Below are 20900 nucleotides of genomic sequence, written 5' to 3' on the forward strand. Positions count from 1 at the left end.
CGATCACGGACATCCCATCGGCTTCTCCCAGTCCTGCAAGGTCCTGGCGCTCCCGTCCGCTTCGTTGATGTGCGGGGTCGGTATCTTTGATCCGTCCGCATTGGTGTGAGTAGGACCGAAGCGGTCGAACCGCTTGGCGAGGTCGAACGACCTCGGGTCCCGGGGATTGGTGTTGGGTGTCCATTCCGCGTATTTCTTGATCTCGCCGGTGGCGTTGTCCCGCATGAAGGTCGTATGCGGGCCTTCCGCGTCCGGGTGAGGCCGCTGGCGTGGCGGTCGAGCGTTGTGCACCAGCACCGGCGCCGCGCCCGCCTGGACATAGTACGTATGGATCCCGCTCACCGACAGGTTGAACACCTTCTGGACCGCGGTCCACGCGCGCGTGGCCGTGACCTTGACCCAGGTGCCCGTCGAGGTGCGGAGCAGGGAGCCCGGCTTGATGTCGGCGGCCTTGGCCCAGGTGTGCTGGTCCTCCAGCCAGAAGGGGTGGCCTTCGGTGGCCGTGATGGTGTCGGTGGCGTCGCCCTTGTCGCCGTCCGTGTCGACGGTGAGCTTCACCAGGTGCTTCTCGCCGTTGCCGACGATGACGTCGTCGACCGGGCGGGCTTCGGTCCTGCCCGTCGTCGGGTCGGTCGCGAGGACCTTTTCACCGGCCTGGATGTCCCTGATCGGCTTGGTGGACCCGTCGGCCATCACCACCAGGGTTTCCGGGGTGAAGCTGTTCGGGACGGGGCACGTCCCGCCGGAAACCTCCTCGACGACCTTCTCGGCCTTCTTGACCGTCTTCGAGCCTCCGGCGGCGGCATGCTCGACCTTGCCGGCCATCCGCACGGCCTTCGCCCCGCGCACCGCTCCGGTGGAACCCGGGACGAAGACGCTCGCGACCGTCACCGCCGTCCACAGACACGCCTCGACGTCGCCCTTGGTCGCACACGCGACGGCGTCGTTGATGCCGGTGACCTCAGCGGTGAAGTCCCACGCCGCCTTCAGATACGGCGCCGCGGTCTGGGCGAACTCGGACACCGCCGTGATCGCGGTGTCGACCGCGGAGACCATCTTGGCGCTGACGTCGACGACGATCTTCGTGACCTCGGTGGCCACCTTGGCCACGTCCTGGACGACCTGCTTGGTTTCCTGGACGATCATCGCCGGCAGATTGACCGCCGCGGAGACCACCGTCTTCATCCCCGCGTACACCGGACGAAGCGCCTTGGCCAGGACCGGCAGCGGGTTGTGCGTCGCGATGTACTTCTTCGCGGAGCGGGCCTTGTCGCTGATGTACCTCTTGCTCTCGCGGTAGATCTGCGCCGCGGATTTGTAGATCCTGGTGGACTGGTTCCTCAGGTACCGGCCGGCCGACGAGACCTTGTTGCCCAGCCATCTGGCTCCGGACGACACCTTCTCGGACACCCAGTTGACGGCTGAGCGGACCTTGTTCTCCACGTAGTGGTAGGCAGAGGTGACCTTCCTCTCCACATAGTGGTAGGCCGAGACGACCTTCTTCTCCACGTAGTGGTAGGTCGAGGTGGCCACGTGCTTGACCTTGTTCGCGGCCTTCTTGAGCCACTTGGGCCAGTGCCCCGTCGGATCCGTGTTGTCCATCGGATCCGCGTTCGCGTACGTGTAGCGGTTCGCCTGCACGGACGGGTTCGCGTCCAGCGTCATGGAGTCGCGTGACGTGAACGCCCCGGTCCCCGCGTCGTACCACCGCGCGGCCATGTTGACCTGCTTGGACGACGGGTCCGTCCAGTCGCCCTGGTAACCGATGGCGATCTGCTCGCCGGCCGTGTCCGTCGCCTTGCCGAACGGGTCGAAGCCCGCCGACGAAGCGAGCTGCTTCGGGTCGGCGTCCTTCGCGTCCACCGTGCCGACGACGTCGCCGTGGCGGTCGTCCATGGCGATGCGCGTCGTGCCGCCCTGGGTGACGGAGATCAGTTCGCCCGTCAGGCCGCGGCTGTAGACACCGCGCCCGTCCGCGACGACGTCGTCGCCCAGGCCCGAGTACGTGTGCTCCGTGCCGTCACGGTCGACCAGGCGGCCGAACGCGTCGTACGCGTAGGAGATGTCGCCCTGCTTGGCCAGCTGGCCGAAGGCGTCGAAGCGGCTCTCCTCGGCGAGGCCGGAGCTCGACGAGGTCTTCCGGGTGCCCCGCGCGCTGTAGGTGTAGGTCGAATCGCCGTCCGACTGCAGTCGGTTGCGCGCGTCGTACGACGCCTTGCGCTCGCCGGACTGGACGCGGTTGCCGGCGTCGTCCCAGGTGTAGCCGGTGGTCTTGCCTCCCTTGTCGGTCCATGAGGTCAGACGCCCGGCGTCGTCGTAGGCGTACTTCTGCTCGCCCGAGTCCGCCGTGCCGGTCGTCTTCTTCGATATCAGGCGGTCGTTGTCGTCGAAGCGGTACTCGGCGGTGGCCAGCACTGTCCCCGAGGCGGACGACTTGGTGACGTCGGAGGTCTGCCGGCCCAGCGAGTCATAGCCGAAGCTGCGGCTGACGCCGGGCGAGTCGATGCCCTCCAGGGCGCCCGTCCTGTCGTAGCGGTAGCTGAACAGCTGCTGCGACTGGGCGTCCTTGACCGACTTCAGCCGGCCCTTCTCGTAGCCGAACACCGCCGTGCCGGCGCCGTCGACGCGGGTGAGCAGCCGCCCGTCCTCGTCGTAGCCGAAGCTGGCCTCGCCGGAGCGGCCGTGGGCGGCGGTGAGCAGGCCGCGGTCGTTGTACTCGTAGGTGTTGGCACCCTTCGGCGCGCTGGCCGAGACGACCCGGCCGTTGGCGTCGTACTCGTAGGCGCGGTCCGGGGTCGAGACCTCCGCACCGGTGCCGGTCTCGCGCAGCAGCAGACCGCTCGGGTCGTACGTGCGCAGGCGCTCGACCTTGCCGGGCTCGGTCAGCCTGACCGGGTTGCCGACGGCGTCGTAGCCCGTGGTCCATGTGCGGTCGGCGGCGGCCGGGAACTCCTTGGTCTCCGGCTCGATCACCGACTCGGGCAGACCGAGGGTGTTGAAGGTGTAGCGGGTGGTGTTGCCCCGGCCGTCGGTGTAGCGCGTGCGGTTGCCGTTCGCGTCGTAGCCGAAGGTCGTGGTGATGGACTTGCCGGAGCCGACCGGCTCCACCTGCTGGACGAGCTGGTTCTGCGCGTCGAAGGAGTAGCGGGTGGTCTTGCCCTTCGCGTCGTCGGAGGCGACGACGTTGCCCGCGAAGTCGTAGCGGAAGCTGCGGTCGCGCAGCGGGTTGTCGTCCTTGTCCAGCCAGAGCTGGCCGGTCATCCGGCCGGCCTGGTCGTAGGTCTGCCGCACCGAACGGCCCAGGGCGTCGGTGCTGTTGATGATCCGCCCGGCCATGTCGTAGCCGGTGCTGGTCTTCACCCCGGCCGGGTCCTCGGTGCCGGTGAGCTGGCCGAGGGCGTCGTAGGTGTAGCGGGTGGTGTCACCGCCGGGCGTGGTCCGGGCGACCATGCGGTCGGCGTCGTCGTAGGCGAAGGTGGACGTGAAGTACCGGGTCTGCCCGGACTTCCGCTCCACCTGGGTCGCCGTGGCGATCCGGCCGAGACCGTCGTACGTGCTCTCGGTGCGCGCCCCGGTCGGGTCGGTCTCCGAGAGCTGCTCGCCGGTGCGGCTGTAGGTGTACGACCACACGGCGCCCGCGCCGGAGGGCACGCTCTTGCCGGGCTCGGTGACGAGTCCGAGCAGCTTCGAGGCGCGCGGCTCCTCCCGCTGGACCATGCGGCCCAGCTGGTCGTAGCTGAAGCGCTTGGTGTTGCCGAGCGCGTCCGTGGTCGCGGTGACCCGGCCCGCCGCGTCGTACTCGTTGCGGCTGACAGGGGTGATGGGCTCGGTCGCGCCGGGCGGGGTGTAGGAGGGAGAGGTGCTCGACGTGGGCCGGCCGGACTTGTCGAAGGTGACCGAGGTCAGCCTGCCCTGTGGATCCTTGGTCTGGGTCGCTTCGTCGAAGGTGTTGTAGCCGGTGAGCGTGGTCGGGCGGAGCCTGGCGGGCTTGCCCGTGTCGCCCTCCTGGCCGGTCTCCACGTCGGCGGCGGGCTCGGTGACCGAGATCTTGCGGCCGAGCGCGTCGTAGGCGTGGGTGGTGGTGAACTCCTCGGCGTTCGCGCCCTCGGCGTTGCCGCGCGGCTCGGTCTCGGCGAGCAGCAGACCGCGCTGGTCCCACGTGAAGGTGGTGGTCAGGCGCTGCTTGCCGTTCTGGGTGGTCTCGCTCAGCTCGCGGCCGACGGCGTCGTAGGTGTAGTCGACGACCTCGGAGTTGCTGCTGCTGAACGGGATGTTGGAGGACCGGCCGGTGTGGACGACACGGGTCACGTTGTCCGCGTCGTCGTAGGTGTAGGCGACCTTGCGGTCCAGCTTGCCCGGGTCCGTGGTGATGCTCTGCGCACGGCCCGACACGTCGTATGCGTAGTCGGTGGTGACCGTGCCGTTGCCGGTGACCTTGCGCGTCACGTTGCCGAGCGCGTCGTAGGTGTTCCGCTCCAGTTCGATGTCGCGGGTGGAGCCGTCCGGCTGCGGCACGTCGAGGGCGCGGACGGCCTTCTGCAGACCGTCGTCGTAGTAACTGAACTCGCGCGTGCGGCCCATGGCATCGGTGTGGCGGGTGAGCCGGCCGGCCATGTCGTACGCGTAGGAGTCCGTCACCAGGACCTTTTCGTCACCCGAGGAGTCCTTGGGCGCCTCCTGCGGATCGCCGCGCCAGTCGCGTACCCGCACCTCGGCCACGCTGTTGCGCGGGGTGTAGACGGTCTCGGAGCGGGTGCCGTTCGGGTCGACCTCCCAGACGCGGTTGCCCAGCACGTCGTAGCCGTAGCTGCTCTCGGAGCCCTCTGCGTCCGTCACCCGCACCGGGCGCGCCGAGTCGTCGTACTCGGTACGGGTCTCGCGCGCGGGGTCGCCACCGGTGAGGTCGGTGACCTCGGAGCGGACCTGCAGACCGTCCTTGTCGTACTCGACGGTCGTGCGCTGGGTGTGCGTGACGCCGGTGACCTCGTTCCTGACCCCGGGCTTGGTGGTGGTGACCACCCGGTTGACGCCGTCGTAGGTGAAGCCGACGGTCACCCCCTTGGGCTGGGAGTCGCTGATGTCGGTCTCGGTGAGCTTGCGGCCGAGCCGGTCGTACGTGTAGCGCGTGATCAGCCCCGCCGGGTCGGTGGTCTCGGCGAGATCACCGTTCGCGAAGTAGCGGTAGCGGGCCGTCTTGCCCTTCGCGTCGGTCATCGACGCGAGCAGCCCGGCGGGCATGGTGCCCTGGCCGTCGAAGGCGGACTCGCTGCCGGTGGTGAACGTCCGGATCGCCTTGCGGCCGTCCGGGGCGGCCTGCTCGGTCAGCTGGCCCTGGGAGTCGTAGGAGTACGTCGTCCGGTAGGCGTTGTCCGAGGCGTCCTTCGACCGGGCGTCACGGGACTCGGTGAGCTTGCCGTTGCGGGGGTCGACCGGGTCCTGGTCGTTGAGGTAGTAGGTGTAGTAGGTCGTCTGGCACTGGCCCACGCCGCGGCAGGTCGTCCGGGTGGCGACGTTGCCCTGGCCGTCGTAGGTCATGTCCACGGCATGGCCGAGCTCGTCCACGACGCGGTTCTGCAGGCCCTTGTCGTCGTAGCCGAAGCCGCGCACGCCCATGGCGTTGACGGCGCCGCCGACGAACTGGGGGTCGGGGTAGTCGACAGGGGGCTGACCGGTGCCGGTCTGGCCGCCCTCGAAGAGGCCGCCCTCGGCGATGCCGGGTTCCGGGGAGCCGCTGGGCCCGGGCTTCGCGGTCTCCTTCGGGTTGTCGCGCAAGGGGGAGACGTAGCGGATGATGCGGCCCGCGAGCGGGTCGTAGTCGTAGAAGTGGCGGCGGTCCTTGGGGTCCGTCACCTGGACCGTGCGGATGAGCTCCTTGCCGTACAGGCCGGTGACCGGGACACCGAGCTTCCACTGTCCGCCGTTGACGTCGGTCAGCTTGCTGACGCGGTCCACGTTGGTGTCGTAGGTGACCTCGACGGCCGTACGGCCGTTGGGCGTCGTCACCTTGGTCAGCTGGTCGGCCTGGTCGCGCGCGGCGTGGAGCGACCGCGCCGCGGAGGTGCCGAGCGGCTTGTGGTGGACGGCGACCTCGTCGATGTCACCCTTGAAGTACGCGGTGCCCTTGGAGGGAGCGGAGGGCCAGGAGGAGGCCCAGCCGGTGCCGATCTCGGCGAAGCACTGCGCGCTGTGGTCGACCGGCGCGACGAGACTGCCGTTGTTCTTCCCGTCGAGGAAGAGCGTCTGGCGGCCTCCGTCCGAACTGAGGACGACCTGGTGCCAGTTGCCGTCGTTGACGGGAGCGGAGGCGGTGATGGGCGTGATGCCGCCGGTGCGGAACTGGCCGCGGAGCTTTCCGTCGGCGCCGATGTACAGGATGGGCGCGCTCGAACCGGCGGCCGAGTCGGAGTGCTTGTCGGACCGGTAGTTCAGCAGTACACCGCTGCCGGTGGTGCGGAACCACATGCTGACCGCGAGGTTGCGCTGCAGGTTCAGCAGGTTCTCGGGCAGGTCGACGCGCGAGGAGGTGCCGTTGAAGGTGGCCGCGTTCTCCTCCGTGCCGCTGAGCGGCCCGGTGGCGTCGTGGCCGACGTTCACGTACTGGGCCTGGTCCTTGCCCTGGTTGACGGTGACCTGGCTGACGGCGTCGTCGCCGGAGTCCTCGCCGAACCGCCAGTAGGCGTACGGGCCCGAGTCCAGGGCCACGCTGCGGTAGTGCGATCCGGCCGCGTACTCATAGGTGGTGCAGGTCTTCTCGGGCGAGCAGACCTTGGTCAGCTTGTCGCCGTCGTAGTCGTACGTCCAGGTCAGTGGCTTGGTCCCGAGAGGATCGGTACCGACGGCGGTGACGTGGCCGCCCGACCACTGGAAGAACAGGCTCCGCTTGCTGGTGTCGTTGACGACCTGGACGAGCTTGCCGTCCGTGTACGTGAGGGTCTGCGTGAGCCCGCTGGCGTCCGTGACCGTGCCGAGCCGGCCGTCGCCGCGGAAGCCGTACCGCACACCGTTCTTGTCGGTCAGCTGCCAGCCGCCGTCCTTGGCCGACGTGAATACGGCGTCACGGCCCTGCGGCGGGGCGAAGGAGCCGCTTGCGTTGCGGCCGAAGCGGACCTGCTGGCCGTCGGGATAGGTGACGACCACATTGCCGGTGCCGTCGTCGTCGGGGGTCACGCGCATGTCGAGGCGTGAGGCCCAGCCGGCGCCGAAGATGTGGTCCGTGCCGGGGTCGAGGCTGTTGTAGGTCCGGGTGACGGTGAGGTCCGGGCCGACGGTCGGTACCGAGGCGTCGACGGCCGAGCTGGCGAAGTTGCCGACCTGCGGGTCGAAGGGCTTGTCGGAAGAGCCGTACGGCGAACCCGCCAGGTGCGAGGTGACGACCGGCTGGGGGACCGAGGTGAGGAACGTGGTGTAGGGCAGCTCGGGGCTGGTGGCGGCGTTGTCCTTGCTCCAGGGGCGCCACAGATACGTCTTGGACCAGGAGAGCTTGCCGGTGGGCACGACCCAGCTGCGGTCGGGGGACCAGTCGGAGAAGAAGCAGTCCTTGGGCTTGTTGTCCTTGCCGGCCTCGCAGACCTCGTAGCGGTACTGCAGCTTCTGGCCGGTCTTGTCCATGTCCCGCGCGTTGGCCCACAGCTCGGGGGAGAGCGTGGGGGACTGGTAGCCGTTGGCCGGGTGGAAGGCGTCGACCACCGGCGGGATGGCCACCACGTTCAGGGCGAGGCGGACCGGAGGTATGCCCTCGTCGGTGAAGACGGCCTTGCCCTTGCGGACCATGGAGAAGTCGAAGAGGTACTGGCCCGCGTCGGCCTTGTGGACGACGGCGTCGAGGGAGACGCTCGCGCCCCGGGGCACGTCCTTGGGCAGCTGAGCGGCGACCGCCTGCTTGACCAGCCGGCCGTCCTTGTAGGCGCGGTAGCCCAGTTCATAGGTGGCGGGGGTCCAGGTCTCGGCACCGAGGTTGGTGACCTTGATCTTGACCTTGCCGTCCGTGCCGCGGCTGACCGGCGGCTGTGGCGTCGAGCGCTCGACGGAGTACTTCGCGTTGTACGGCGTGTGCGTCACGTACAGCGACGGCGGGTTGGAGCTGCTGGTGCTGGAGAACTTCTTCCAGTTCGCCGGCTCGGAGTCCGCGCCGCGCAGTGTCAGACCGTAGTTGGGACGGCTTCCGTCGGCCCAGCCCTCGATCAGGTCGCGGCCCTTGGTGCCGAGGTCGATGGCCTCCCAGGCCGCCGGGCAGTCGGAGCTGGACTGGCCCTCGGCGATGAAGCCGTGCGCGAAGGAGGAGCCGGCTATCTTCGGGCCGTACCTGGGCCCGGGGTAGGAGTGTCCCTTGCCCGCGGTCCACGCCTCGGTGACCGGGTGGACGTTCACCTCGCGCGGGCGGCAGGAGGCCGACCAGTAGTTCAGCACGGTGAGCGAGGCGCCGAAGATCTTGTGGTTGCGCAGCTTGGACGCGACGCCGGGGAAGGCCAGATAGCTGGCGGCCTGGCTGGTGGTACCGCCGTCGGTGACCGAGCCCAGCTTCAGGGTGTCCTCGGACGCCGAACTCCAGTTGTTCCCGCCGGACTTCTCCACGTACATGCTCGAGGAGGCGCCGACGGGCTCCACCATGGGCGGGTCGACGCGGACGGGGAACGACCGCTCCGGGGCGGCGAGCCAGGCGCTGTCGAGCTCCACGCGCAGGGCCACTCCGCCGTCCTGCTCGACGATCCGGTAGTCGACCTTGGTGGATATCGCGCCGTCACCGGACTCCGGGCCGGCCTTGGAGTCCTCCATGTACCCGTGCGGGATGCGGACGCGCTCCTTGCCGTCCGCGTCCTTCAGGACCACGTCGCCGTTGTCGACGGAGGCCGTCAGCCCCTTGGTCCGCAGCGGGAAGGTCCAGCTGCGCGGCGCGTTCGCCGAACGCAGGACCATGACCTCCTTGAGGCCGCCGGGCTTGGATATCAGCTCCAGGTCGGCGTCCTTGAGGACATCGGGGTAGGTGACGGAGAAGGGGTTCTTCCCGTCGACACGGCCGGCCGAGCGCTGGGCGCCTCGCAGGCCGAACGCGACCTCGTGATCGGCGTCGACGACGAGCCGGGCCAGGCTCTCGCTGTCGGCCCGTGCCGCGAGATCGATGCCGAGGCTGTCCGCGGCGTTGCGCCAGCCGCCGGTGCCCTTGTCCTGGGGTACCAGACGGGCGTCGATGGGCTGCCAGCTGCCGTCGGACCGCCGGTAGTTGAGCCGTTCCTTGGAGAACTGGGTGGTCTGCGAGCCGTCCTTGTTGGTGAAGGTGCGCTCGAACTCGCCCCGCTTGTCGGCCGATTCGGTGCTGCTCTTGGGGTCGTAGCCCTTGACGTCCCTGGCCGGTGCCTGCTCGACCTTGACCTCGTTGCGGGCCGACGGGGTGGGGATGTCGGGGTGCTCCACGGCGTACTTGCCGTGCAGCGTCTGCGGCCCGGTGGCCTTGACGGGCTTCGCCGTGCCGTCGAGATGGTCCTGCCCGGCCGCGCTTCCCCAGCGCTGGCCGTCGGGGCGTTTCGTATGCCCCTTGACGCCGGGAAGCCCGGGCCCGGACTCGGCCCGGCCCACCGCCTCGGAGGGTGCGGCGCCGGCGAAGACCAGCATCGCGGCGGTCAGCGCGACGGCCCGGCTCAGGCCGGGCCGTCGACTGAGGAACGAGCGGTGTCTGAAACCACCGCGGCGGCGACGCGCACCGGGTCCGGTGCGCCGACTGCCAGGAATCACGAAGTACTCCACCCCAAGCGTCGTCTCAAAATGCGACCAACCCCTGCCAAACGGCAGGGGTTGCCACAGAAAGCCACAACCATGAGATGGCGGGCATAGGTTGATGTTCTATCCGAATAAAGATCGACATTGCAAGGTGATGGGGTGTTCGTTACGAGTCAATAAGTCGATCTATGGTGAACGATTACGCTCCGCGCTCATAAATGGGGTGCCATGGGGTATTTGTCATGGATTCCAGTGATCGAGCGTAATTGCCCTGCCAATTGGAGGTAAAGGGTGTGGTTACCATGCATGTCGCCCGGCCCCGTTCTCGGCCGGGCCTCGGGTCCTGACCGGCCCCTGTCTCCCCGTCATGAAAGCGCTCCCGCATGCCGAAGAGCCGTTTCCGCCCGTCCGCCTCCCGTGCGGCAGCCCTCACTCTCGCCGCCGTCACGGCCCTGCCCATGGGGCTGGTGTGCGCGCCCACGGCCTCGGCGGACTCGACACCCGCCACCGCGGCGCCATCCGCGCAGGTGAGCTGCCGCCCCCAGACCGAGCTGTACGGAGCGGCCACCGACGGCCCGCTGAAGTACTACGCGCACGCCGATCCGGCCAACGGCTCGTTCAACTGGCCCGTGATCAACAAGCAGATCGGGAGCGGCGGTTGGCAGGCTCCCCGCCTCACCCTCGGCGGGGCGGGTGGCTGGTTCTACAGCATCAACTCCGAGGGCAACCTCTTCCGCTATCGCTACGACCCGGACGCCAACAGCTGGGAGCGCGACCGGGGCGAGAAGATCGATGACGGCTGGGGGGCCTTCATCGTCCCCGCCCGGCGCAACCGCGTCACCGTCGACGACCGCGGCAACATCTTCGCCGTCTTCGACGACGGCTCCCTGCGCTTCTACCAGTACGACCAGAAGACGGGAGCGGTCCTGCCCGGCCGGGGCCGCGTCATCGACCCGGTCGGATGGGGCGAGTACGACCTCATCGTCGCCGCGGGCGACGGCCTGATCTTCGCCCGCAAGGGCGGTGACCTCTACCGCTACCGCTTCGACGTCGACCGGCAGCAGTGGCTGGACATGAAGGTCCCGGCGTGGGCGGTCGGCTGGCAGAACCTGCGGGAGATCCGCTCGGCCGGTGGCGGCACCCTCTACGCCCTGCACCAGGACGGCACGCTCTTCTGGTACCGCTGGGACCAGAACGCCGGCGCCTGGGTGGACGGCACCCGCCGCAAGGCCGGCTGGGGTTTCCAGGTGTTCCAGGGCATCGCCATGCGCACGGACGCCTGCCACGCTCCCGCACAGCCGGAGCCGGCTCCCGTCACCCCGCGCCCCCGCATCCCCGCCGCCCTGCGCCAGGGCAGGGACCAGCTCATCCAGCAGTTCTACGTCGACGAACGCGGCTGGCTCATCCAGGGCGCGCAGCGCGAGATCAACGACATCGGCACCGTGGTCTACAGCGTCGTGCCCGGCGCACAGAACATGGTCGACCAGCCCGTCGTCACCGAGCAGGCCGACGGCACCCCGATGGCCTTCGTCCTGGGCAAGGACGGCCACGTCTACATGACCAAGCGCAAGCCGGGCGCGACCTGGTCCTCGCTCACGGACCTCGGGGGAAACTTCGTCGGCGCCCCGACCGTCCTCCGTGACTCCAAGGGCGTCGTGTCGGTGCACGCCTTCGGCCGCGACGGCAAGCTCTGGTACCTGAACCAGCGCGCCGCCAACACCGAGGACTTCATCCCGTGGCGGACCCAGGACGCCTATTCCCCCGTGGCCGCCGGCTACGAGCACGCGACCTTCGCCGGGGCGAGCCAGGCGACCGTGGTGGACGGGGAGAGCGACCGCCCGTTCGTCCTGGGTCTCGACAAGCAGGGCCGCCTCGGTGTGAACCGAGCCGACGACCAGCGCAACGGCTGGTGGGTGTGGGGCGTCTCCGATGTCACCGGGCTCACCGGCACCCCCGTCGCGGCCCGTGGAGCGGACGGGAAGATGACGGCCTTCGCCCGGAACAAGGACGGGGAGATCTGGGCCGCGACCGAGTCCGCGCGCCCGGCCGGCGGCAAGACGCTCAACGGCTTCTTCGGCGACGGGGCGGTGATCCCGGGCGTGAAGACCGAGGGGTCCCCCGTGGTCGTCGTCAACAAGGACAAGACGCTCGGCGTTCTCGTCCGCGACGACAAGGGCTACGTCCGCTACTCCGCGCAGCGCCCGGACGGGTCCTTCGGCGGCTGGTCCCTGGTCTGGTCCGGGAAGGCGGCGACCGATCCGTCGATCGTGCAGATGGGCGACGGTGGCTGGGGCGTCTTCTTCCTCGACACCGAGGGCGTGGAGCGCATGTACTGGCTCTCGGCGGCCAACGGCTCGCCGGCCCTGGCGGCCCCGGGCGGGAGGACGAAGCGCAGCGTCCAGCCCGAGTCGCTGTTCTCCGGTGGTCCCACGGCGAAGAAGGGCGCGGGCAAGCCTTCCGTGGAAGCCGCCAAGTAGCCATCCGCGCGGACCCGGTGGTGAGCGGACCGATGGTGATGCCGTAGCGCTCGCACGACGCCGTGAGTGAGACGCGACGGTGCGCATGGGAGGGGTGGGCGCGGTGCGTGCCCGCCGCCCACCCCTCCCACTCAGTCCTCCAGGACCCGCCAGTGATCGTCGACACGCTCCACGACGACCGTGCTCTTCCTCGTGCCGTCCGCCCCGGAGCGCACCTCGACGCGTGCGGTCCTGCCGTCGACCTGGGCCGGGCCGACGTCGATGGCGCCGACCCGGCCGCGGTCCTTGCCGCTCAGCCGGTCGCCGACCTGGGCGCGCATCGCCCCCGGGCACCCGCCGTCCGCCCGGTCCATGGACGCGGTGACCCGGGGGTGCATCAGGTGACACGCCTCCTTCATGTCGCCGTCGGCCAGCGCGTCGATGTACGCGATGACCAGCTTGCGCGCACCCTTGCCGCCGGGCTGGGCGCCGGGGTCCTGGAACCATAGGTAAAGACATCCGGCGGTCACGGCCACGAGCAGACCGCCGGACGTTCCCACTGTCGCCAGCCGGCGCCTGCGTGTGGACCACAGCCGCGCCCCGGCGCCTCCCGCCAGCCGCCCGATCCTCCGGCGGGCCCGCTGCCCGGCCGTGCTTCGCGTCGACTCCCTCGTCGCCGAGGGCCCTGCCTGGTCCGGCACCGTGGCCAACTCCCCTTGCCGATTTCGTGAACCCGACAAGTCTGCCATGTCCGCCATGAGCGACGATCTTGGATTCCCGCCTGGTGGAATGGATTGCTCCGCTATGGCGACTTTGACATCCCTTTACGGGTTATATACTTTCATCGTCCATTGGTTCAGGCTGGTGGACCTTTTGGTGTCGGGGTGGGGACGAGTCGGGCCGGACGGCCCGGAGGGGTTCAGATGAGTTCAGTTCGGCCTGCCCGCGCGGGCGGGCATCGGGCGCGTTCCGGTGGGGGCCGGCGGCGCGCCGCGCACGGAGGAGCCGCGCACGGCGGGTTGTTGCCGCAGCCGCCCACGGATCGCGAGAAGTACGCGTACGTGAAGCGCCATCTGTGGGTGCTGACTCTGAGCTCACTGATCAGCTTCGTCTGTCTTGTGCTGAGCCAGTTCAAGCTGGCGGCGTCGACTCCCCTTCTGTGGGTCTATGTGCCGCTGCTGGTGTTTACCGTCGTCTACTACTTGATTTCGCTCCGGGTGAACGCTGTCACCCGTGATTTCGACATCAAGCACCATAAGCGCCTGGTCCGGAACTGGAAGCCCGCCGAATATCCGTCGGTCGACGTCTTTCTCCCCGTGTGCGGCGAGCCCATCGAGGTGCTCCACAACACATGGACGCATGTGCGCGCCCTGGCCGACCGCTATCCGGGCGCCTGTGTGCCGTTCGTCATGGATGACGCCGCCAATCCCGAACTGGCCGCCATGGCCGCCGACTTCGGCTTCCGCTACGGCACCCGGCCGAACCGCGGCTGGTTCAAGAAGGCCGGGAACATGCATTTCGGCTACGGGCAGTCCGACGGAAAGTACATCCTCATCCTCGATGCCGACTTCGCGCCGCGCTCGGACCTCCTGGAGGAATTGCTCCCGTACATGGAGGACGACGACCGGATCGGAATCGTCCAGTCGCCGCAGTACTTCCGGGTGCTCGATTCGCAGAACTGGATCGAGCGCGGCGCGGGAGCCGTTCAGGAGCTCTTCTACCGGTCGGTCCAGGTCTCGCGACAGGGCAGCGACGGCGCCATCTGCGTGGGCAGCTGCGCGGTCTACCGGCGGGCGGCGCTCGACACCAACGGCGGCACCACGCTGATCGAGCACTCCGAGGACGTGCACACCGGCTTCGATCTCCGGGGCCTGGGCTGGGACCTTCGCTATGTGCCGATCGCGGTGTCGACCGGGGTGTGCCCGGACACCGCCGGAGCGTTCTTCAACCAGCAGTACCGCTGGTGCTCCGGGTCGATGAGCCTGATGTCCAGCCGGAAGTTCTGGCAGGCGAAGATCCGGCTCTCCAGCCGGCTCTGCTATCTCTCCGGATTCTTCTACTACATCCACACGGCGCTGTTCACCTTCGCGGCCCCGGTCATCCCGCTCGTGCTGCTGCTGACCATGCCGGAAAAGCTGAAGGTCGAGCACCTGCTGCTCGTCCTGCCCAGCATCGTGTACACCACGATCATCTTCCCCCTCTGGCACAAGGCGCCCTACCGGCTGGAGGCGTGGTCGGCCCGCATGATGTACGGCTGGGCACACGTCTTCGCCATCTGGGACATCCTCCGCAAGAACCGCATGGGGTGGCAGCCGACCGGCTCCTCCGGGGCGAAGAAGAACAAGACCCGGCGCTTCTGGATCGGGATGTGGGTGTGGAGCGGCGGCACCGCGCTGCTCTGGGTGGGCGCCGCCGTCTGGCGCATGTTCACCATGTACGCCCCCGACTTCGCCCTGATCCTTTCTTCCGGCCTGTTCTACGCCCTGGTCGTCGGCCGGGTCCTGGTCCAGCCCCGAGCGGAGAGTGCCGCATGACCTCGCACATAGCCCGTACCGCGACGGCCGTCGCCCTGGCCGCCGCCGTGGTCGCCCCCCTGGCCGCCTGTTCCCCGGCGGAGTCCACCGCGGAGGCGCGGCCCGCGGCCAAGGCGACCGAGGAGTTCGTCAAGCCCCATGACCTCCGGCCCCTGATCCAGCCCCGCAAGAAGTACTTCGGCGCCGCGGTGGAGAAGGCGCCGACCTCCATGGCCGCGGTCGACAAGTACACCGGGATGGTGGGCAAGAAGCCGAACCTGCTGGAGTACTACGCGGCCTGGGGCGACGACTTCAACGCCGCGGGCGTGCGCAACGCCTGGGACGCCGGCGCCCTGACCGTGGTGTCCTGGGAGCCCGCCGACACCACCATCGCCGACATCGCCGACGGCAAGACCGACGCCTACCTCAAGAAGTACGCCGGGGACGTGCGGAAGCTCGGCCTGCCCCTCGCCGTCAGCTTCGCGGACGAGATGAACGGCCACTGGGAGACGTGGGGCACCAAGCACGTCAAGCCCGCCGACTACGTCCGGGCCTGGAAGCACCTCCGCGAGGTCTTCGACGAGGCCGGCGCCACCAACGTCATCTGGGCCTGGTCGCCGAACATCGTCAACTCGGTCAAGAGCGTCGACATCGAGAAGTACTACCCCGGTGACGCCTACGTCGACTGGGTGGGCCTGATCGGCTACTTCACCAAGTACGAGGACAACGCCTTCGACCACGTCTTCGGCCCGACCATCAAGAAGGTCCGCACCTTCAGCGACAAGCCCCTGCTCATTCTCGAAACCGCGGCCGAGCCGGGCGCCCGCCGCCGGGCCGACGTGCAGAACCTCTTCAAGGGCGTCACCGACCGGGACGACATCATCGGCTTCGTCTGGTTCGACCACAACAAGCGCGCCGACTGGCGGCTGGAGGTCAGCCCGCTGGCGCTGGCCGAGTTCAAACGACTGGCAGCCGATGACTCCTTCGGCTTCGACGTGCGGAAGCCGTGATGGAACCTTCGATCGACGACCCCAGGGGACGCGGGTACCGGGTGCCGGGGCAGCGGGACGGCCGTACGGCTGACGACAACGACCCGTACTACGACATGGGCTGGGCCGGCGGGCAGGTCACCGGGCCTGAGCAGCAGACGTACGACCCGTACACCACCGACCCGTACCCGGCGGCGCGGTACGCCGAGCCCCTGCCCGCGGCCCAGGCGGCGGCCGCCGCGCCGTACGCGCAGTACCCCGCCCCGCACCAGGAGCAGCAGACGGCGCAGGTGCCCCAGTGGCAGCAGGACGCCCCGCCCGCCGAGCACGAGCAGCACCCTGCCGACCCCGAGCCGGCGTACCGCATTCCGGAGACTCCCGACGCGGGCTGGGACATGGCCCAGAGCAGGCGCCGCGGGTGGGTCAGCCGCGCCGTGCTGCTGTGCGTCCTGGCCATCCAGGCGGTGCTCTCCCTGCGGCTGAGCAACACCGCCTTCCAGGACGAGGCGCTCTACCTCTACGCCGGTCACATGGAGCTCGACCACCTGCTCCACGGCGCCGACCTGCCGGTCGACTACAACGCCTACTTCTCCGGCTCGTCGTCGCTGTACCCCGTGCTGGCCGCCCTCGCCGACTCCGCGTTCGGGCTGGCCGGGGCGCGCGCCCTCAGCCTCGCCTGCATGCTGGGCACCACGGCGCTGCTCTACTCCTTCACCCGGCGGATGTTCAACGAACGGGTGGCACTGGCGGCGGCGGCCCTGTTCGCCGTCACCCAGTCCACGATCGTGCTGGGCAACTTCGCGACGTACGACGCCGCGGCGCTCTTCCTGCTCACGCTGGCCACCTGGATCGTCGTGCGCACCGACCGGGCACCCGTCGCCGCCGTGCTGCTCGCGGCCCCGGTCGCCGCCCTGGCCGTCGGAGTGAAATACGCCGCCGCCCTCTACCTTCCGACGATCCTCGTGCTCGCCGTGCTCACCGCCTGGCCGCACCGGGGCAAGCGGTCCTTGTGGCGGGGCCTGGCCCTGGCCGCCGGCATCGCGGCGCTGCTCGGCGTCGCCCTGCTCGCCTCCGATGTGCTCGCGGGCATCCAGAAGACCACGACCGGCCGTGAACACGGCACGGAGAGCGCCTTCGACCTCCTGAAGAGGTCGGCCGGCTGGGGCGGGCTGCTGTTCGCGACAGCGTGCGTCGGGGCGTTCTCCTACGCGCGCCGCGGCCGCATGAACGAGTCCCCCCGGTCCTTGAGCATGAGCGGGCCCGGCCGGCGCCGGCGGCTCGTGATCGGCCTCGTGCTCTGCGGCACGGCCCTGCTGGCGCCCGCCTACCAGATGTATCTGGGCACCGGGGTGTCGCTGTTCAAGCACATCGGGTTCGGGCTGCTCTTCGCGGCCCCCATGGCGGGAATCGGCGTGAGCCGCCTGGTCGGCGCGCACTTCCGCTACCCCCAACTGGGCATCCTCCTCTGGGTCGTGATGCTCTGCGTGGGGCTGGCCCAGTCGACCTGGCGCTTCGGTGTCTGGCCGAACTCCACGCAACTGGTCGACGTGCTCCGCCCGTACGTGAACGGCAAGGGCCGCTACCTCGGCGACACGCACGAAGTGGCCGTGTACTACCTCCGTGGGCAGACCGGCCAGCGGCAGTGGACCCCGACCGACAACATCAGCTATCAGGACTCCCGCGGCGCCACGCACACCGGCGAGGACGGCTACAGGAAGGCGCTCGGTGACGGGTGGTTCGACCTCGTCGTGCTCGACGGGCTCTCCGCCGGCGGCACCGACGCCGTCATCGCCGACAACCTCAAGGCGAACCCGCGCTACCGGCTGCTGGCCACCGTCCCCTTCGAGAACTCCTCCGGCACCGGGGCCTACCGCGTGTGGGTCAAGCGCTAGCGAACCGTCCGCCTCCCGGGGCTGTCCGCTCCCAGGAAAACGTCACAAGGAGAAGCCGTGTCTTTGCGGCTCACTGTCATCGGCACCGGCTATCTCGGTGCCACCCACGCCGTCTGCATGGCGGAGCTCGGGCACGAGGTGCTCGGGGTCGACGTCGATCCGGAGAAGATCGGCGCGCTGCGCGCGGGACGGGTCCCCTTCTACGAGCCGGAGCTGGCAGAGCTGCTGGCCGAACACACGGCGTCGGGCCGGCTGCGCTTCACCACCTCCTACGAGGAGGCGGCGGAGTTCGGGCAGGTGCACTTCCTGTGCGTCGGCACCCCGCAGCGCGAGGGCTCCGACGCCGCCGACCTCACCTATGTGGACGCGGTGGTCGAGGCCCTCGGTCCGCACCTGACCCGGCCCGCGCTGGTGGCCGGGAAGTCCACCGTGCCGGTGGGCACCGCGGCCCGGCTGGCCCGGCGGCTCGCGGAGCTCGCTCCGGCCGGCTCCCGCGCGGAGCTGGCGTGGAATCCCGAGTTCCTGCGCGAGGGATTCGCCGTGCGGGACACGCTCCGTCCCGACCGGCTGGTCCTCGGGGTGCGTTCCGCCACCGCCGAGGCGCTGCTGCGCGAGGTCTACGCGCCGGTCATCGCCGCCGGGACCCCCGTGGTCACCACCGACTTCCCCACGGCCGAGCTGGTCAAGACCGCCGCCAACGCGTTCCTCGCCACCAAGATCTCCTTCATCAACGCCATGGCGGAGCTGTGCGAGGCGGCGGACGCGGACGTGTCCGTGCTGGCGAGGGCCATCGGCCACGACGAGCGCATCGGCGCCCGCTTCCTCCGCGCCGGGGTCGGCTTCGGCGGCGGCTGCCTGCCCAAGGACATCCGCGCCTTCATGGCGCGCGCCGAGGAGCTGGGCACCGGCCGTTCGCTGGCCTTCCTCCGCGAGGTCGACGCGATCAACCTGCGCCGGCGCGACCGCGTCGTCGAGCTGGCCCGCGAGCTGTGCGGCGGCTCGCTCCCCGGCAGGCGCGTCGCGGTGCTCGGCGCCGCGTTCAAGCCGGAGTCCGACGACATCCGCGACTCCCCGGCCCTGAACGTCGCCGCCCGCCTCCAGCTCGGCGGCGCGGACGTGAGCGTGTACGACCCGAAGGCCATGGACAACGCCCGTAAGACCCACCCGCCGCTGAGCTACGCGCTGTCGGCCGAGGACGCCGTGCGCGGAGCGGATGTCGTCCTGCACCTGACCGAGTGGCGGGAATTCCGGGAACTGGACCCCGCGGCGCTGGCGCCGCTGGCACGCCACCCGCGGATCGTGGACGGCCGCGGCGCCCTGGACGCCGCCGCCTGGACCGCCGCCGGCTGGGACTTCCACGCCCTGGGCCGCGCCTCCGGCGCGTTCGAGGCCACCCCGTGACCGGTGCCGCGAACCCGCGGCCGTCCGCCGGACGCACCCCGGCACCCGCGGCGCCGACACCGCGCGAAACCCACACGAGAGAGGAGTGGCCTCGGCCACGCCCCGTCATGCAGACACCCACCACCCCCGTGGTCAAGGCCGTCATCCCCGCCGCGGGCATGGGCACGCGTTTCCTGCCGGCCACCAAGGCCACGCCCAAGGAGATGCTGCCCGTCGTCGACAAGCCGGCCATCCAGTACGTCGTGGAGGAAGCGGCGACGGCGGGGCTCACGGACGTCCTCATGATCACCGGACGCAACAAGCGTGCTCTGGAGGACCACTTCGACCGGGCCCACGAGCTGGAGACCGTGCTGGAGGCCAAGGGCGACCGCGAACGCCTCTCGCTCGTACGGGAGTCCAGCACCCTGGCCACCCTGCACTACGCCCGCCAGGGCGACCCGCTGGGCCTGGGGCACGCGGTGCTGGCCGCCGAGGCCCATGTCGGGCAGAGCCCCTTCGCGGTCCTGCTCGGTGACGACCTCATCGACCCCCGCGACCCGCTCCTGTCGCGCATGATCGCCGTGCGGGAGCAGCTGGGCGGCAGTGTGATCGCCCTCACCGAGGTGCCCGCGGACCGTATCCACCTCTACGGCTGCGCGGTGGTGGAGCCGTCGGCGGGCGACGGCGAGGCACTGAGGATCACGGGACTGGTGGAGAAGCCCGCGCCCGGCACGGCCCCGAGCAACTACGCGGTCATCGGCCGCTATGTGCTCGACCCCGCCGTCTTCGACGTCCTGCGGCGCACCGCTCCGGGCCGGGGCGGAGAGATCCAGCTCACCGACGCACTGCACACGCTGGCCACCACGGGAGCGGGCGGCCCGGTGCACGGAGTCGTCTTCCGCGGGCGCCGCTACGACACCGGGGACCGCGGCGAGTACCTGCGCGCCACGGTCCGGCTCGCCTGCGAACGCGACGACCTCGGACCGGAGTTCCGCACGTGGCTCCGCGAATTCGCCGCCACGGAGCTGTCGGCCGAGGCATGCCGGTGAAGGACGTCGCCATGTCCCGCTTCGGCAGGCGGGCCTTCCTGGCCTCCACCGCCGTGGCCTCCCCGGTCCTGCTCGGATTCGGCACCGCCGCCGGGGCAAGCGCGAGGACCTCCGCCGGGGCGTCCGACAGGTACCCCTCGAACAGCGCCCTGTACGCCGATTCCTCCCTTGCGGAGGGCAAGGACTACGGGCGCCGCTACCGGCGTCACGCCAGGTTCGACGACGACCTCGCGGCGCGGTCCGACTACGCCGCCACGACGATCCTCGCCCCGCACGGTGGCGGGATCGAGGTCGGCACCTCCGAACTGTGCCTGGCCATCGCCGGATACCACCCCGCCGATCTCACTCCCGCCCCGGCCGGGGGCCCGCTCCACGACTACTGGATGTTCGAGGGGCTGCGCCCGGCGGACAACGGTGACCTCCATGTCACCTCGACCCACTGTGACGACGGCGTCGCCCGTGCGCTGTGCGCGGGCAGCCTCAACGCCCTGAGCCTGCACGGGTGCACGCCCTCCCAGGCGGGCCTGGAGGACAAGGCCGCGGCGGTGCTGGTCGGCGGGCGGGACGCGGCTCTGCGGCAGCTTCTGCTCGCCGAGTACCAGGCGGCGGGCATCCGGGCCGTCGATGCCTCTGGCCATGCCTCCCTCGGTGGCGTCCAGCCGGAGAACATCGTCAACCGCACCGCGCTCGGCATGGGCGCGCAGCTGGAGATGACCACCGCACTGCGCGCGGCGATGTTCACGGTCAACACGCGGGCCGGCCGCAGGACCAGCACCACGGAGGAGTTCTGGAACTTCACCGCGGCCACCCGCGCGGCGCTCCGCCGCCTGGAGGCTGGCCGGGCCGTGCCGTAGCCGGCAGGCGGCGCCGAAGGGCCGCGCGGCGGGTTTCCCCGCCGCGCGGCCCTTCG

9 protein-coding genes are annotated in these 20900 nt (G+C 69.9%); 7 read left to right on the forward strand and 2 right to left on the reverse strand.

Going from position 1 to position 20900, the window contains the following annotated elements; genetic code table 11:
• Nucleotides 1-3: 3 nt before the first annotated feature.
• Nucleotides 4-9726, reverse strand: coding sequence for a DNRLRE domain-containing protein (locus tag ACH427_RS19785; RefSeq protein WP_398870803.1), 9723 nt, complete (start codon nucleotides 9724-9726; stop codon nucleotides 4-6).
• A gap of 368 nt (nucleotides 9727-10094) precedes the next feature.
• Between ACH427_RS19785 and ACH427_RS19790 the strand changes: the two genes are divergently transcribed.
• Nucleotides 10095-12188: a tachylectin-related carbohydrate-binding protein gene (locus ACH427_RS19790; protein WP_398870804.1), complete on the forward strand. Its 2094-nt coding sequence runs from the start codon at nucleotides 10095-10097 to the stop codon at nucleotides 12186-12188.
• A 131-nt stretch (nucleotides 12189-12319) separates the two neighbouring features.
• Here ACH427_RS19790 and ACH427_RS19795 read toward each other — a convergent pair whose 3' ends face one another.
• Complete coding sequence (locus ACH427_RS19795) at nucleotides 12320-12697, reverse strand: hypothetical protein (RefSeq protein WP_398870805.1); 378 nt, start codon at nucleotides 12695-12697, stop codon at nucleotides 12320-12322.
• A gap of 588 nt (nucleotides 12698-13285) precedes the next feature.
• Here ACH427_RS19795 and ACH427_RS19800 point away from each other — a divergent pair.
• From ACH427_RS19800 to ACH427_RS19825, 6 genes are all read left to right on the forward strand, one after another.
• On the forward strand, nucleotides 13286-14701 hold the full coding sequence (locus ACH427_RS19800; protein ID WP_398870872.1) for a glycosyltransferase family 2 protein: 1416 nt from the start codon (nucleotides 13286-13288) through the stop codon (nucleotides 14699-14701).
• Nucleotides 14698-15690, forward strand: a complete 993-nt coding sequence (locus ACH427_RS19805) for a glycoside hydrolase family 26 protein (RefSeq protein ID WP_398870807.1) — start codon at nucleotides 14698-14700, stop codon at nucleotides 15688-15690. The genes ACH427_RS19800 and ACH427_RS19805 overlap by 4 nt, the downstream gene beginning before the upstream one ends.
• Nucleotides 15690-17561, forward strand: a complete 1872-nt coding sequence (locus tag ACH427_RS19810) for a glycosyltransferase family 39 protein (protein WP_398870808.1) — start codon at nucleotides 15690-15692, stop codon at nucleotides 17559-17561. The genes ACH427_RS19805 and ACH427_RS19810 overlap by 1 nt, the downstream gene beginning before the upstream one ends.
• 57 nt (nucleotides 17562-17618) lie before the next feature.
• Nucleotides 17619-18962 (forward strand): UDP-glucose dehydrogenase family protein, encoded by a 1344-nt coding sequence (locus ACH427_RS19815; protein ID WP_398870809.1) that lies wholly within the window; start codon nucleotides 17619-17621, stop codon nucleotides 18960-18962.
• 107 nt (nucleotides 18963-19069) lie between these two features.
• Nucleotides 19070-19990, forward strand: a complete 921-nt coding sequence (locus tag ACH427_RS19820) for a UTP--glucose-1-phosphate uridylyltransferase (RefSeq protein WP_398870810.1) — start codon at nucleotides 19070-19072, stop codon at nucleotides 19988-19990.
• Nucleotides 19981-20844 carry a poly-gamma-glutamate hydrolase family protein gene (locus ACH427_RS19825; RefSeq protein WP_398870811.1) on the forward strand — a complete coding sequence of 288 codons (864 nt, stop codon included), beginning with the start codon at nucleotides 19981-19983 and terminating at the stop codon, nucleotides 20842-20844. The genes ACH427_RS19820 and ACH427_RS19825 overlap by 10 nt, the downstream gene beginning before the upstream one ends.
• Nucleotides 20845-20900: the final 56 nt, after the last annotated feature.

Origin of the sequence: Streptomyces sp. NPDC020379 (assembly GCF_044387105.1) — a bacterium.
GTDB lineage: Bacteria > Actinomycetota > Actinomycetes > Streptomycetales > Streptomycetaceae > Streptomyces.

Coding starts and splice junctions, on each gene's coding strand:
- ACH427_RS19825 (WP_398870811.1), top strand. CDS start 19,981: ATGCCGGTGAAGGACGTCGCCATGTCCCGCTTCGGCAGGCGGGCCTTC.
- ACH427_RS19805 (WP_398870807.1), top strand. CDS start 14,698: ATGACCTCGCACATAGCCCGTACCGCGACGGCCGTCGCCCTGGCCGCC.
- ACH427_RS19810 (WP_398870808.1), top strand. CDS start 15,690: ATGGAACCTTCGATCGACGACCCCAGGGGACGCGGGTACCGGGTGCCG.
- ACH427_RS19790 (WP_398870804.1), top strand. CDS start 10,095: ATGCCGAAGAGCCGTTTCCGCCCGTCCGCCTCCCGTGCGGCAGCCCTC.
- ACH427_RS19820 (WP_398870810.1), top strand. CDS start 19,070: ATGCAGACACCCACCACCCCCGTGGTCAAGGCCGTCATCCCCGCCGCG.